The following is a 14,314-nucleotide window of genomic DNA, read 5'->3' as shown; positions in this document are numbered from 1 at the left end:
AGCGTCCTCTATTCGTCTCTGGCTTACGGCAGGAAGCGCTTCTGCACCACGGCGGAGATGCGCTGGTAGTACGAGGCGGTGGTGCGCACGAACAGGTCGAGGGCCTTGGCCTCCCAGCCGATGAGCACCCGGCCGTGGCCCTTGCGGACGGCCTCGGTAATGGTCTGCGCGGCCATTTCCGGGGTGTGCAGGGCCAGCTTGCTGTCGAAGAGGGCGGCCACGTTCTTCTGGTTGAGGCCCTCGGCGACGGTGGCATTGCGGGCGACGGCGGTCTTGATGCCGCCGGGGTGCACACAGGTCACCTTGACCGGGGTGCCGTTCATGAGCATTTCCTGGCGCAGCGCCTCGGTGAAGCCGCGGACCGCGAATTTGGCCGAGTTGTAGGCACTCTGGCCGGGGACCGCGATCAGGCCGAAGAGGCTGGACACGTTCACCACGTGGCCGTCGCCGGATTCGATGAGGAACGGCAGGAACGCCTTGGTGCCGTTCACGACGCCCCAGAAGTCGACGTCCATGATGCGCTCGATGTCCTTGAAGGCGGTGTCGAGCACATCGCCGTGGTGGGCGATGCCGGCATTGTTGTAGATCTGGTTGACCTTGCCGAAGTGCTTCTTCACCTCATCGGCGTAGACCAGCACGGCCTCGCGCTCGGCGACGTTGAGCGGGTCGGATTTGATCTCGACGCCGTACTTCTCGCAGCGTCGCACGGTTTCGGCGAGGCCCTCGGCGTCGATGTCGGACAGCGCCAGGTGCGCGCCGCGCCGGGCCAGGTTCTCCGCCAGGGCGCGGCCGATGCCGGAACCCGCACCGGTGATCACGCAGACCTTGTCCTTGAAGTAAGCGTCATTGCTCACGGTTACCGCCTTCGGTTGTCTGGGTTGGGTGACTAGTCGGCCTGTGCGACAGGCTCGGTGGTCGTGTCGTACGCCGAGACATCGAAGTGCTCGAGCAGAGTGCGGAACCGGAAGGTGAAATCCGGCCACAGTGTGGTGTTGTTGCCGTGCTTGTCGAGATACCAGGAGGCGCAGCCGCCGGTGCTCCACACCGCACCTTCCAGTTTGCGCTGCAGGCCGGCGTTGTATTCGTCCTGCACGTCCCTGCGGACCTCGACGGTCCGCAGGCCCAGCTTGTCGAACTGCGCGATGGCGTCGGAGATGTAGTTGATCTGCGATTCCAGCATGAACACCATCGAGGTGTGCCCCAGGCCGACGTTCGGGCCCAGCATGAAGAACATGTTGGGGTAGTTGTTGATGGCCGAGCCCTTGTAGCCCTGCTGGCCGATGGCGTCGAAGACCTCGGAGAGCGTGCGGCCGTCGCGGCCGGTGACGGTGTCGTAGACCGGCGAGTCGGTGACATGGAAGCCGGTGGCCACGATGATGGCGTCGACCTCGCGCTCGGTGCCGTCCTTGGTGACGATGGCGCCCGGGCGGATCTCCTTGATCCCGTCGGTCACCACGTCGACATTGTCGCGGCTCAGCGCCGGGTAGTACTCGTTGGAGATCAGCATGCGCTTGCAGCCGATGCGGAAGTTCGGGGTGACCTTGCGGCGCAGCTCCGGATCGCGCACCTCGGCGAACAGCTTGGCGCGGGCGATGGCCTCGAGGCCGAGCATGGCGGGCGGGAACTTGGCCAGCCCGACCACCTGGGTCTCGCGGGCGGCGTAGATCCCGGCCCGGTAGAGGCTGCGCAGCGCGGGAATGTGCTTGAGCGCGAACTTCTCCGGGGCCAGGTACTCGCGGTCCACGCGGGGCAGCAGCCAGGGCGCGGTGCGCTGATACACGTCCAGGTGCGCGACCTGGCCGGCGATGCTGGGGACGATCTGGATGGCGGAGGCGCCGGTGCCGATGACGGCGACGCGCTTGCCGGTCAGATCGGAGTCGTGGTTCCAGCGGGCGGAGTGGAAGATCTCGCCCTGGAAGTCGTTGATGCCCTTGATATCCGGCAGGTTGGGCTCGCAGAGCGCGCCGACGGCGGAGACCAGGATGTCGGCGGTGAAGGGGCCCTGGCTGGTCTGGATCTCCCAGCGGGCGTCTTCGGCGTTCCACCGGGCGCCGGTCATCTCGCAGTCGAAGATGTGCCGGTCGCGCACGCCGTACTTGTCGGCGACGCCCTGGATGTAGCGCTGGATCTCCGGCTGCTTGGAGAACGAGCGGGACCACTCCGGGTTGAGCGCGAACGAGTAGGAGTACAGCTGGGAGGGCACGTCGCAGGCCGCGCCCGGGTAGGTGTTGTCGCGCCAGGTGCCGCCGACATCGCTGCCACGCTCCAGCACGAGGTAATCGGTGCGCCCCTGCTGGCTCAGCCGGATGGCCAGGCCCAGGCCCGAGAACCCGCTGCCGACGATGATCACGCGGGAGTGCCGGACCGGCCGGTTGCCGACAGCTTTGTCTGTAACCTTGCGACTCATGTATCCGAGCGTAGGGTCTTATTGAGCGGGAGTCAACAGTATTGACTCACGTTCAGTAAGACCTGAGACATGACAAGATGGCCTGACGTTGGACCGATGACCAAGGAGCGCGCCGTGAGCAGCAGACCGGACAGCCGGGGCAAACGCGTGCGCCTGAGCCCCGGCGAACGTCGCGAGCAGTTGATCACACTCGGCGCCCGCATGCTGGGTGAGCGTGCCCTGGACGACATCTCCATCGGCGAGATCGCCGAGCAGGCCGGCATCTCGCGCGGCCTACTGTTCCACTACTTCCCCACCAAGCAGGATTTCCACCTGGCGATCATCCAGCACGCCAATGCCGAACTGCTGGAACGCACCTCGCCCGACCCGACGCTGGCGCTGTTCGACATGCTCCGTGACTCGGTCGAGCGCTACATCGACTACGTCACCGAGAACCGCACGTCCTACCTGGCCCTGCTCCGCGGCCCGGCCAGCGCCAGCCCCGAACTGGTCGCCCTGGTCGACGCCACCCGCATGGCCCTGGTGGACCGCATCATCGCCGAGGCCCCCATCCCCGCCGACGACCCCGACCGCCCACGCCTGGGCCTGGCCGTCCGCGGCTGGATCGCCTTCGTCGAGGAAACCACCCTGACCTGGCTCCGCGAGGAACCCATCACCCGGGAGTCCCTGGTCGACATGCTCGTCGCCTCCCTCCCGGCCCTGGCTCTCAACGCGGATCTCGCTGCGGCCCTGCGGCAGTGACGCGGGAACCTAACGGACTCTGACCGCGAACGCGATGGCCGGCTCGTCCCGGTCGGGCCACCGCCCCGTCACGGCGGCGACGATGAGCGCGGCCGCCAGTGAGCTGTGGACAATGGTCAGTGCGCGATAGAGCTCGTCGACCGCTGTACATCCGGACGGTATTTCGGGTGCCGACATCGGTCACACCTCCCGAGGGTTTTGCCCCAGATCCATGATGGGGAGACTCCTCGAGGGTGACACGGTGCGGGTGTAAGAACGCCTGAAAAATCAGGTCTCTCAGAAGGATTTCGGGAATCATTCATCCAATTCCGCGAATCGACGCAGTTTTTCGAGGTCCCGGACGTGGACGTGCCGGTTGTTGAGGCGCACCAGGTCGGCCTCCCGCATCTCGCGCATGGCCAGCCCCACCGCGTCCACACCCGCGCCGACGAGATTGCCGAGCTCCTCGTAGGACAGTCGCACGGTGATCTCCCACCCCGCTTCCGCAGGCCGCCCGCAGGATTCGACGAATTCGACCAGCAGGCGGGCGAGCCGGATGTGCACGTGGCAGCCGCCGAAGTCCAGGCGCCGCTGATCGGACCAGGCCAGCCGGTCCGCCAGCGAGCGGCACAGCACCAGCGAACCGTCCGGATGGGATTCCAGGAACGCCATGAACACCGATCCCGGAATGCGGTGCGCGATGGTGGCGGTGCACACCGTCGCGGTATTGGACCGTGGCGAATCCGGTACCAGCGCACCCAGTTCGCCGATCACGTCGCCGCTGACGCGGATCGCGAAGAGCTTGCCGTCGGCGGCGGTGATCTTCACGCACGCCGACAGCGTGCGATCCCGCGAGCGCAGCAGGTACACCGTGGTGCCGGGTTCGCCCTGGCGCATGAGCACCGTGCCCGGCGGGCAGTAGGTCTGCACGCCGAGCTGGAGCAGGTCCTGGCGGCTGCGCGCACACAGCCGTTCCATGAAAGTCCCCGTAGGCCAGGGCCAATCGCCCAGATGCCCGCCGCCTGGTGGGTTCACAGTCGTATCCGGTTCCGTACCGCCGTGGGAAGCTGCCCCGATCCATCCACGGTAGGCGAGCGAAACCGGTTGCGACGCAGGGGACGCCGAGGTGTTACGGATTCACGACCGGACGGGGGTCACAGAGCGTGCGCGTCGAGCCAGACCCGGGCGACGGCGGCGGGGACGGCGCCCTGGTCGCGGACCTGGTGGATCATGTCGGCCAGGTCGGTGGTGGTGAGTTCGCCGGCGACATAGTTGAGTTTGCGGAGTTGCTGGTCGGTCAGGGCGGATTTGCGGATGACCGGGAGGACCATGGCGGCGCGGAACGCGTAGTCGGGGTCGGCGAGTGGGGCGAGGTCGGCGCCGCCGTCGGGGAGGAAGGCGGGCGGGCCGGGCAGGACGGCCAGCTGGATTTCCCCGTCGGAGAGGGCTTTTCGCAGGTCGTTGTCGGTGTCGAAGGTGACCACCGGGTGGGTGATCGGGCAGTGATAGACGGTGCGCAGCGGGTCCAGGACATCGCGTTGCGGGTCGAGCGGGACGCGCAGGGCGTCCAGCGGCGCGCCGGTGTCGATGCCGATGGTGAGCTCGGCGCAGCGCGCGCCCAGGTCCTTCAGCGAGGACGGCAGGCCGTCGGGGCGGGCGGCGGCGGCGACCACGGTCGGGCGCAGGTCGGTGCCGTCGGCGGCATCGGAGTCGACGACGCCCTCCGGAAGCGCCTTGGACAGAGCCGCATTCACCTCGTCCGGTTTGGTGGCGGTCGCGGTGGAGTTCAGGGCGGTCAGCAGATCTCCGCTGACATCGCCGAACAGCGCGATCCGGTCGGCGTCGAGGGCCGCGAGCAGATCCGTGCGCTGTCCGATCCGATCCTCGACCCGGGTGCGCAGTCCGGTGCGGGCCAGCGCGCCCGCGTAGATCTCGGCGATCATCATCGATTCCGCCGAATTCCCCGCTCCCACCGTCAATACCGGTCCGGTGCCCGAGCTGCCGCAGGCCACCGCCGCCGCGGCGACCGCGACGACCAGCAGCGCCGACCCGAGGCGGGGCCGCCGCGCGAGGCGGAGCGAGCGGGCGCGACGGCCGAGGGCGCGCGGTGCGGAGGAGTCTGTGCCGGACACGCGCAACAGTCTGCCGCCCCACCCCTCCCCCGTGCGAAACCGACCCGCGCATGAGCGCACCGCGGGGTTCCGCGCAGCTCGAGCCGAGAGGTTCCGCCGCTGGAAACGACCCGGCAGGATGGCTCGACCGTATCCGCCAAATGCACGAAACCGACCACAGGTAGGCAACGTTCGCAGGAACAGCCGGGCAATATGGACAGTTGAGTCTGTTTCAGGGGTGGAATCCGCCCCGCCCGCGCAGGCACCCCGCTCGGAAGGACGACAGTGCACTCGCTCATCACCACCCGCGCCGACGGCAGGCGCACCACCCGGACCGTACTCCGAATTCTGGCCGCGTCGGTGGCGCTGGCCGCGGCCATGGCGCTGTCCGCCTGTGGCGGCTCCAAGTCCAATCCGCTCGGCGGTGGCGGCGACTGCGGCAGCGACGCCAACAAGGTGACTGTCGGCTCGGCCAATTTCCCGGAATCCGAGACGGTGGCCGATGTCTACGCGGAAGCCTTGCGCACCAACGGTTTCGGTATCGACACCAAACTCAATATCGGCAGCCGCGAAGCCTACGTCCCCGCGCTGAAGCAGTGCGCCATCACCCTCATCCCGGACTACACCGGCAATCTGCTGCAGTACCTGGACAAGTCGAGCACCGCCACCACCCCCGACGAGGTGAACGCGGCACTGGCCAAGGCGCTCGGCGATCAGCTCGCCATCGGCACCCCCGCGCCCGGTGAGGACTCCGACGCCGTTGTGGTCACCAAGGCCACCGCCGACAAGTGGAACCTGAAGAGCATCGCCGACCTGGCCACGCACTCGGCCGAGGTGAAATTGGCCGCGCCCGCAGAGTTCTCCGAGCGCCCCGGCGGCCTGCCCGGCCTGAAGAAGAACTACGGCCTGGACATCGCGGCCGCGAACTTCGTGCCGATCGCCGACGGCGGCGGCCCCGCCACCGTGAAGGCGCTGACCGAGGGCCAGGTCACCGCGGCCGACATCTTCACCACCTCCCCCGCCATCGCCGCCAACAACCTGGTGGTGCTGACCGACCCGAAGCACAACTTCCCGCCGCAGAACGTGGTGCCGCTCTACAACACCGCCAAGAAGAGCGACAAGCTGACGAAGGTGCTCGACGCGGTCTCGGCGAAACTGACCACCGCCGAACTCATCTCGCTCAATACCGCCGTCTCCGGCAGCAGCAAGACCGAACCGGCCGCCGCCGCCAAGCAGTGGGTGGCCGCGCAGGGGCTCGACAAGCCGATCGTCTAGGGAGGGCCGAACACGGTGTCCGACATCGAATTCACCGGCGTCAGCAAGACGTATCCGGACGGCACCACCGCCGTCCACGACCTCGACCTGCGCATCGAATCCGGGTCGTTCACCGTGTTCGTCGGGCCGTCCGGCTGCGGCAAGACCACCTCCATGCGCATGATCAACCGCATGATCGGGCCCACCAAGGGCACCATCACCGTAGGCGGGCGGGACATCTCGCGCAGCAATCCGGTCGAGCTGCGACTCGGCATCGGCTACGTGATCCAGAACGCGGGCCTGCTGCCGCACCGCACCGTGGTCGACAATGTGGCCACTGTGCCGGTGCTGCGCGGGCAGTCCCGTCGCGCGGCCCGCCGGGCGGCGCTCGAGGTGATGGACCGGGTCGGGCTGGATCACGGCCTGGCGCAACGCTATCCGGCGCAGCTGTCGGGTGGCCAGCAGCAGCGTGTGGGCGTGGCCCGGGCGCTGGCCGCGGACCCGCCGATCCTGCTGATGGACGAACCGTTCAGCGCCGTCGACCCGGTGGTCCGCACCGAACTCCAGAACGAGATGCTCCGGCTGCAGGCCGAACTGCACAAGACCATCGTCTTCGTCACCCATGACATCGACGAGGCCATCAAGCTCGGCGACCACATCGCCGTCTTCGGCCCGGGCGGCTACCTCCAGCAGCACGATGTGCCGCGGACCGTGCTCGCCCAGCCCGCCACCGACTTCGTGGCCGGCTTCGTGGGCCGCGACCGCGGTTACCGGGAGCTGTCCTTCCGGGCGGCCGATACCGTTCCGCTGCACGAACTCTCGACGGTCACGCCGGAGGAGGTGCCCGGCGTCCGGCTGGCGCTGGGCGAATGGCGGCTGGTCATCGACCGGGCCAAGCGGCCCATGGGCTGGATCGACACCACCGGCGTCGAGGGCGTGCGCGCCGGGCACGCGCTGACCGACAGCATGGCCGCGGGCGGCTCGCTCTTCCCACAGGACGGCGATCTGCGCCAGGCGCTCGACTCCGCCATCTCCTCGCCGTCGGAAATCGGTGTGGCGGTGGATGATTCCGGGGCGGCGGTGGGCGCGATCTACGCGCGGGACGTGCTGGAGCAGCTGCACCGGCAGCGCACCGCCGAGGAGGCCGAACGCAATCGGGTCTTCTTCGAGGAGCCCCGGTGAGGTACCTGATCGATAATTTCGACGAGATCGCCGGATACGCCCGCACCCATCTGTATCTGGCCCTGCTGCCGCTACTGCTGGGCCTGGTGATCGCGATCCCGGCGGGCGCGCTGGCGCATCGGGCGCGCTGGCTGCGGCGGGTCACCACCACAGCCGCCAGTGTCGCGTACACGATTCCGTCGCTGGCGCTGTTCGTCATTCTCCCGCCGCTGCTGGGCCTCGGCGTCATCGATCCGCTGAATGTGGTTATCGCGCTGACCATCTACTCGGTGGCGCTGCTCATCACGGCGGTCCCCACCGCCCTGGATTCGGTGCCCGCCGACACCCTCGACGCCGCCGATGCCATCGGCTACCCGCGCTGGCGGCGGGTGCTCACCGTCGACTTCCCGCTCGCCCTACCGGTTTTCATGGCCAACCTGCGGGTCGTGGCCGTCACCAATATCTCGATGGTGACCGTCGGCGCGCTGATCGGAGTCGGCGGGCTCGGCAAGCTGTTCACCCAGGGCTATCAGCGCGACTATCCGGACGAGATCGTCGCGGGCATCATCGTGGTGCTGGTGCTGGCCCTGATCGTTGACCGCCTGCTGTACCTGCTCGGCCGGGTGGCGACGCCGTGGCTGAAAGGGCGTGCGGCATGAACCTCTTCCTGGATGCCTGGCACTTCCTCACCGATGGCGCGAACTGGTCCGGCCCGGCCGGCATCGGACGCCGCATTCTCGAACACCTCTGGTACAGCCTGCTGGCCGTGGGCCTGTCGGCCGTGATCGCGGTGCCGATCGGCCTGCTGATCGGGCACACCCGCCGCGGGTCGGCCGTCATCGTCGGCTTCGCCAACTCCATGCGCGCGCTGCCGACCCTGGGCGTGCTGACCTTCGTGGTGCTGCTCATGGGTCTGGGCCTGACTCCGCCGCTGCTGGCGCTGCTCACCGTCGGCATTCCGCCGCTGCTGGCGGGCGCGTACGCGGGCATCGCGAATGTGGACCCGATCGTGGTCGATGCGTCGCGGGCCGTGGGCATGAGCGAGCCCCGGGTGCTGCTGCGGGTCGAGCTGCCCAATGCCATGCCGGTGCTGCTCAGCGGCTTGCGCGCGGCCACCCTGCAGGTGGTGGCGACCGCGACCATCGCCGCGTACGTGAACCTGGGCGGGCTGGGCCGCTACATCTTCGACGGCATCAGCCTCTACCGCTACGACAAGGTGCTCGTGGGCGCGATCCTGGTGGCCGCGCTGGCGCTGATTCTGGACGGTCTGCTGGCGTTCGTGGTGTGGCTGAGCGTGCCGGGAACCGGCCGGTTGCGCCGGGTCACGGGTCGCTTCAGAAACACGCGCATTGACCTTCGGGTGTGATCGGGGTCACGATGTCTCCTGGCACACCCATCCCGAGACAGGAGGTTGCAGTGAAGGCTCGCGACATCATGCACCGGAGTGCGGAATGCATCCCCGCTGATGAAACCCTGGATCGCGCCGCTCAGCTGATGCGCAACATGGACGTCGGCGCGCTCCCCATCTGTGAGGGCGACACGCTGATCGGCATGCTCACCGACCGTGACATCGTCGTGCACTGCGTCGCCATGGGACACGACCCCAGCCGGGTCCGGGCCGGTGATCTGGCCCAGGGCCGCGTGTGGTCGGTCGATGTCGACACGGATATGAGTACCGTCCTCGACGTCATGGAACGGAACCAGATCAAGCGCATGCCAGTTCTCGATATGCGCAAGGGCAACCAACTGGCCGGCATGATCTGTGAATCCGACCTTGCCAAGAACATCGACGACAGGAAGCTGGCGGAATTCATTACCGCCGTCGCGGTCCCGCACTAAAGCCCGGGAGGCGTCCCGGTTCGCAGCGGATTCACAGGCGCAGGCCTGAGAATTGCCGGGTGCAACCGGGACGCATTCTTGTCATCGAAGATGCCGAGGCCATTCGGGCCGCGGTAGGAGCCGGACTGTCCGCCGCCGGGCACGAGGTGCTCACGCGTGCGGACGGCGGCCTGCTGGAACAGGACCTGGCCCAGTTCCGGCCCGATGTCGTGGTCCTCGATGTGATGCTGCCCGGCCGCGACGGCTTCGCCCTGCTGGAATCGGTGCGGGCCCGCTCGGCGGCCGGCGTGGTCATGCTCACCGCCCGCGACGGCGTCGAGGACCGGGTGCGCGGACTGCGCGCCGGCTCCGACGACTACGTGGTGAAACCCTTCGACCTCGTCGAACTGGTGGCGCGGGTGGACGCGCTGCTGCGGCGGATGGGAAAACTCCAGAGCCGCATCATGATCGGCGACCTCGAGGTGGACGTGGACGCCGGTGGCGCGCGGCGGGCCGGGCACGAGCTCACCCTGACCGCCACCGAATTCAAGCTGCTGGCCTACCTGGCCGCGCAGCGGGACCGGGTGCTCACCAAAACCCAGATCCTCACGGCCGTCTGGGGATACGAGGACTACGACCCCAACCTGGTCGAGGTGCACGTGAGCGCGCTGCGCCGCAAACTCGAGGAACACGGTGAGCGGGTGGTGCACACCGTGCGCGGCCTCGGTTACACGCTGCGGGTACCGCGGTGAGAACGGTCTCGCTGCGCGGCCGCGTAACCCTCACGGCCGCACTGGTTTCCGGCATCGTCCTGGTGCTGGTCGCGCTGAGCGTGCACGCGCTGTTCGGGGTGGTGGTGACCCGCAGCGAGAACACCGTGCTCACCGACCGCGCCCAGCTGGCCAGACAGCTCGCGCAGGAAGGGGTTTCGCCGGAGGATCTGATCACCCGGGTGGACACGCATTCGGTGCGGGTCCGGCTGGTGCTGCCCGACGGACGCGCCTTCGGCAGCCTCGACCACCGGCTGGCGGAGGACAGCACCACCAAGACCCGCCTCATCAAACTCACCGGGCCCGGGACGCTCAACGACGGCCGGCTCACCCTGCAGGTGGACACGCCGCTGATCGCCCGGGTGCAGTCGCGGCTGGGACTGCTGCTGGCGCTGGCCACCACCGGTGCCATCGCGGTGATCTCGCTCGGGCTCTGGCTCGGGGTGCGCCGTGCGCTCGCGCCCCTGGACGCCATGACCCGGCTGGCCCGCGATATCGCGCACGGCCACCTCGGCCGCCGCCTCGAACCATCCCGCACCGATACCGAATTGGGCCGCACCGCAGCCGCTTTCGACGAGATGCTGGATGCCCTGGAGGGCGCGCTGCGCGACACCGCCGCCGCCGAGGCCCGCGCCCGCGCCTCCGAGCAGCGCATCCGGGTGTTCGTCGGCGACGCCGCCCACGAACTGCGCACCCCCATCACCGGCGTGCGCTCGCTGGCCGAGGCGGTGTTCCAGCAGCCCGCGGACACCGATCCCGAGGACCGCCAGCGCATGCTGCTGCTCCTCGTTCGTGAGACCCAGCGCGCGGGCCGCCTGGTCGACGACCTGCTGGACCTGGCCCGCATCGACGCCGGCCTGCAGCTCCGGCTCGAACCGGTGGACCTGTACGAGCTGACCGCCACGCATCTCGACCGTATGCGAATGCTGCACCCGCACACCGAATTCCGGCTCACCGGCGAGGCGGCCACCGTGCCCGCCGATCCCGAGCGCATCACCCAGATCCTGACCAACCTGTGCAGCAACGCCTGCCAGGCCATGAAGGACGACGGCAGCGTCACCGTCGAGCTGCGCGCGCATGCCGATGCCGTCGACGTCGTCGTCTCCGACAGCGGCCCCGGCATTCCGGCCGGGGATCGCGAGCGTATCTTCGACCGCCTGGTCCGTCTCGACCATGCCCGCCACCATCGCCCGGACGGTTCGGGTCTGGGCCTGGCCATCGCGCGCGGTCTGGCCCGGGCGCACGGCGGCGACCTGACTTGCGCCGACCCCGCCCCCGGCACGACCGGAGCCGTCTTCGTCCTCCGCCTGCCCCGCAGCGCACCGCCGGCTCGCCCGTGATCACCGGGGTTGCCGAGGTTGCCGGGATGTGGCTGAAGATCACCTGAAGATGGCCGGCCGATTCAGGCCGCCTTCAGCTTTCGCGGGCAGATTCGGTGGGGACCACAACCCACGAACCTGGAGTGAGAATGAAACGCACCCTTGCCGCGGCCCTGGTCGGCGCCGCCGGAGCGGCCGCCATCGCCCTGGCCGTGCCGGGCACCGCCTCCGCCGACACGCCGCAGTGCAGCCCGCAGGCCGCCGCCGCGGCCCGCGCGGACGCCGCCCCCAAGGTGGCCGCCTACCTGGCGCAACACCCGGATGTGGCCGCCGAGATCGCCAAGGTGAAGACCCTGCCCAAGGACCAGCGCCGCGCCGAACGGCAGGCGTGGCGGCAGGCCAACCCGCAGGAGGCGCAGGACCTGAAGGCCGCCCGCCAGGCCGTGATCGACTATCACAAGGCCTGCGGACGCCACCAGTAAGCGGTCACCACGTACGGGCCCGGTCGAAATGACCGGGCCCCGTGCGCATTTCGGCGCGCTTCCGATCGATCAAACGCGGGACAGGTCGAACTTCCCCGCGATGACCGCGCCCACGAACACATCCCACTGACCGGCGGTGAAGACATGCGCCGGCCCGGCGGGATGCTTGGAGTCACGGACACCGACCCGGCCCCCGACCAGGAACGCGGCCTCGACGCACTCCTTGCCGCCGCCGCTCTTGCTGCTCTTGAACCAAAGTGCTTCGCGTAGTTCGTCGTTCACAAAAACTCCCTTACTGCATTGCGCACCAGTTGCCTGCTGCTCATCTCGTCCAACGCTGCTCGCTGGAGAATTCTGAAGGCGGATGCGTAGCTTTCAACGATGTCCGACTTCTCCGTGTACATGTCCGTCGAGAACCCCTCTCCGTACACGGTCGGCGGCTCGGCCGGATCGCCTCGGCTGTCGAGCTTCGCCTCGAGGATCACGAATGGACCGGTCTGACGACCCGTCGGCATTCCCGCGGAGAACGGAAGGACCCGGAGGGAGACGTTGGGCCGGGTGCTGGCTGTGGCGAGGTACTCGAGCTGGTTTGCCATTACCTTCGGTCCTCCGATGACTCTGCGCAACACAGTTTCTCCGAGGATGACGTTGAACTGGATCGGGTTGACATCACGGGTGATCGCGCGTTGTCGCCGGGCCTTCAACTCGAGTCTGCCGCCGAGCTTGGCTTCGTCGTCATCGGGATAGGCGTCGCTGGTCAGGACCCGCGCATAGGGACGAGTCTGGAGCAGGCCAGGTACCAGATCCGGCTGGAACGACGTCACTATCCGGGCGTTGTATTCCATGTCGACATACAGCCGGAAGTCTTCGGGGATAACCGAACCGAACTCGTGATACCAGCTCTTGACTGCCGCCTGCTGCGCCATGGCACGCAGGGTGACCGCCCAGTGGTCGTCGACCTCGTACAGACTGATCAGCTTGTCCAGGTCGTGTATGCGAATCTTGGCCGTTTCGCCGACCTCCATCCGCTGGAGAGTGCTTGTGCCCCACTCCATGACCTTCGCCGCCTGACTCAGAGTCAACTTCGCCGACTCCCGCGCTTCGCGCAGGTACCGCCCCAACTGGCGGCGCGTGAGGGTACTCGTGTTCTCGGGCATGGGTTTTCCCGTTCTGATGCCGTCGCAGTTCCCAGATTTCGCGGGCCTTGATTTCAGGATCGAGAAAATCGTCCCACCGACTTCGGGACGCGCGCTGGGGAAACAGAAAACTCGATCTGGATTTCCAGTTTTCAGTTTTCATGCCGCCGGAACAGGAGTGAGCTTCGAGGCAGACCACGACGCCGCCGAGAGGACTTCAGATGGTCACCTACCCGCAAACGGTCGGAGGATGGGTCGCCGACGGTTGTCACAACGACCGCATCTGGCCGGTCAGTCGCCAACGCGCCGAAGGGATTCTGGTAATCCACGCCACCTGCGAACCGCCGTGCCCGCGCTCGGAGAGTGCCCGCAAGTATCTCGAGGAAGGTGCGAGCCGATGCCCACATGCGCAGGCATGACCGGTGAGAGTCCGGGCGAACGGCAGGTGTGGCTGTACCGGGAGCTCTACGGTCTGCCCTGTCGGGTATCGGGCACCCGAATCACGCTGTCCACCAGCGATGTCAGCGCGATCAATGCGCCGAGCGGCCTGGCGGCGCTGATCGACGATGAACTGTTCTGGAGCAAGAAGGTCGCGCCGATCCTGGACGAGGGCACCGCCAGCGGCGGCTTGATCCTGCTGGCCGCCCCGAGCCCGCTCGACATGACCGGCTGCGCCGCCGATCTCCGCCGTCGCGCGCAGTGCGAGTTCCTGCCGCCGGGAAGGCAAATCACCCTCCCCTCCACGCTCCCGCCCAGCGGACCCGAGCCCCACTGGTTCAGATACCCGCAGTCGGAGAGGCTCCAGCCCATCACGGCGGTCCTACGAGCGATCCGCATCGTGCTCCGCGACATTCCCCGCACCTACCCCGCCTAGCCAGGAGAGGACATCATGGTCACCGAAATCATCACCACCGCAACTACTTTCATGTTCCTCGCATGGCATCTCGCGCAGACCAGCCGACGATACCTCCCCAGCCCACGCATCCCCGACCACCGCTCGGTCGCCGCAATCCGAGCCCGCATCGAAGGCGAAAAGCGCGTGGCCGAGGCCTCGAGACGCGAGGCCGCCCGATTGGCGACCCAGCTCACGACCACACCATGACAACCCGGCCGGCCGCCACCCCAGAACTCTTCTA

Annotated in this window: 18 protein-coding genes; 11 read left to right on the top strand and 7 right to left on the bottom strand. The window is 68.0% G+C overall.

The window, feature by feature from the left end; genetic code table 11:
- Positions 1-23: 23 nt before the first annotated feature.
- A complete protein-coding gene (locus tag ACFXIV_RS20645) occupies positions 24-854 on the bottom strand; it encodes an SDR family NAD(P)-dependent oxidoreductase (RefSeq protein WP_379394091.1) in 831 nt (276 codons plus the stop codon).
- Between the two features lie 32 nt (positions 855-886).
- Complete coding sequence (locus ACFXIV_RS20640; protein WP_379394089.1) at positions 887-2,407, bottom strand: flavin-containing monooxygenase; 1,521 nt, start codon at positions 2,405-2,407, stop codon at positions 887-889.
- A gap of 114 nt (positions 2,408-2,521) precedes the next feature.
- Between ACFXIV_RS20640 and ACFXIV_RS20635 the strand changes: the two genes are divergently transcribed.
- Entirely contained in the window at positions 2,522-3,148 is a 627-nt protein-coding gene (locus ACFXIV_RS20635; protein WP_379394087.1) for a TetR/AcrR family transcriptional regulator, read from the top strand.
- Positions 3,149-3,157: 9 nt separating this feature from the next.
- Here the strand turns inward: ACFXIV_RS20635 and ACFXIV_RS20630 are convergent, their stop codons facing one another.
- From ACFXIV_RS20630 to ACFXIV_RS20620, 3 genes are all read right to left on the bottom strand, one after another.
- A complete protein-coding gene (locus ACFXIV_RS20630; RefSeq protein ID WP_379394085.1) occupies positions 3,158-3,325 on the bottom strand; it encodes a hypothetical protein in 168 nt (55 codons plus the stop codon).
- Positions 3,326-3,442: 117 nt separating this feature from the next.
- Positions 3,443-4,105, bottom strand: a complete 663-nt coding sequence (locus ACFXIV_RS20625; protein WP_379394083.1) for a Crp/Fnr family transcriptional regulator — start codon at positions 4,103-4,105, stop codon at positions 3,443-3,445.
- Positions 4,106-4,281: 176 nt separating this feature from the next.
- Positions 4,282-5,259, bottom strand: coding sequence for a glycine betaine ABC transporter substrate-binding protein (locus ACFXIV_RS20620; RefSeq protein ID WP_379394081.1), 978 nt, complete (start codon positions 5,257-5,259; stop codon positions 4,282-4,284).
- A 357-nt stretch (positions 5,260-5,616) separates the two neighbouring features.
- Here ACFXIV_RS20620 and ACFXIV_RS20615 point away from each other — a divergent pair, with 357 nt between their 5' ends.
- The 8 genes from ACFXIV_RS20615 (at position 5,617) to ACFXIV_RS20580 (ending at position 12,042) form a co-directional block, all read left to right on the top strand.
- Positions 5,617-6,513, top strand: coding sequence for an ABC transporter substrate-binding protein (locus ACFXIV_RS20615; protein WP_379394354.1), 897 nt, complete (start codon positions 5,617-5,619; stop codon positions 6,511-6,513).
- A 15-nt stretch (positions 6,514-6,528) separates the two neighbouring features.
- Positions 6,529-7,674 (top strand): ABC transporter ATP-binding protein, encoded by a 1,146-nt coding sequence (locus ACFXIV_RS20610; RefSeq protein WP_379394079.1) that lies wholly within the window; start codon positions 6,529-6,531, stop codon positions 7,672-7,674.
- On the top strand, positions 7,671-8,312 hold the full coding sequence (locus ACFXIV_RS20605) for an ABC transporter permease (RefSeq protein WP_379394077.1): 642 nt from the start codon (positions 7,671-7,673) through the stop codon (positions 8,310-8,312). The genes ACFXIV_RS20610 and ACFXIV_RS20605 overlap by 4 nt, the downstream gene beginning before the upstream one ends.
- On the top strand, positions 8,309-9,019 hold the full coding sequence (locus ACFXIV_RS20600; RefSeq protein ID WP_379394075.1) for an ABC transporter permease: 711 nt from the start codon (positions 8,309-8,311) through the stop codon (positions 9,017-9,019). Before ACFXIV_RS20605 ends, ACFXIV_RS20600 begins: the two co-directional genes overlap by 4 nt.
- A gap of 50 nt (positions 9,020-9,069) precedes the next feature.
- Positions 9,070-9,492, top strand: coding sequence for a CBS domain-containing protein (locus ACFXIV_RS20595; protein ID WP_354833756.1), 423 nt, complete (start codon positions 9,070-9,072; stop codon positions 9,490-9,492).
- A gap of 59 nt (positions 9,493-9,551) precedes the next feature.
- Entirely contained in the window at positions 9,552-10,223 is a 672-nt protein-coding gene (locus ACFXIV_RS20590) for a response regulator transcription factor (protein ID WP_379379768.1), read from the top strand.
- On the top strand, positions 10,220-11,581 hold the full coding sequence (locus ACFXIV_RS20585) for a sensor histidine kinase (RefSeq protein ID WP_379394073.1): 1,362 nt from the start codon (positions 10,220-10,222) through the stop codon (positions 11,579-11,581). Before ACFXIV_RS20590 ends, ACFXIV_RS20585 begins: the two co-directional genes overlap by 4 nt.
- Before the next feature lie 128 nt (positions 11,582-11,709).
- A complete protein-coding gene (locus ACFXIV_RS20580) occupies positions 11,710-12,042 on the top strand; it encodes a hemophore-related protein (protein WP_379394071.1) in 333 nt (110 codons plus the stop codon).
- A gap of 69 nt (positions 12,043-12,111) precedes the next feature.
- On the opposite strand, the gene ACFXIV_RS20575 is transcribed toward ACFXIV_RS20580, so the two are convergent.
- Positions 12,112-12,324 (bottom strand): DUF397 domain-containing protein, encoded by a 213-nt coding sequence (locus ACFXIV_RS20575; protein ID WP_379394069.1) that lies wholly within the window; start codon positions 12,322-12,324, stop codon positions 12,112-12,114.
- Entirely contained in the window at positions 12,321-13,199 is an 879-nt protein-coding gene (locus ACFXIV_RS20570; RefSeq protein WP_379394067.1) for a helix-turn-helix domain-containing protein, read from the bottom strand. The genes ACFXIV_RS20575 and ACFXIV_RS20570 overlap by 4 nt, the downstream gene beginning before the upstream one ends.
- A 376-nt stretch (positions 13,200-13,575) precedes the next feature.
- Between ACFXIV_RS20570 and ACFXIV_RS20565 the strand changes: the two genes are divergently transcribed.
- Complete coding sequence (locus ACFXIV_RS20565) at positions 13,576-14,052, top strand: hypothetical protein (RefSeq protein ID WP_379394065.1); 477 nt, start codon at positions 13,576-13,578, stop codon at positions 14,050-14,052.
- 15 nt (positions 14,053-14,067) lie between these two features.
- A complete protein-coding gene (locus ACFXIV_RS20560; protein WP_379394063.1) occupies positions 14,068-14,280 on the top strand; it encodes a hypothetical protein in 213 nt (70 codons plus the stop codon).
- The last annotated feature ends 34 nt before the right edge of the window (positions 14,281-14,314 follow it).

The sequence above is a fragment of the Nocardia sp. NPDC059236 genome (genome assembly GCF_042754085.1).
GTDB lineage: Bacteria > Actinomycetota > Actinomycetes > Mycobacteriales > Mycobacteriaceae > Nocardia.
The sequence above is the reverse complement of the archived record's forward strand: the minus strand, read 5'-3'. Positions and strand labels throughout refer to the sequence as shown.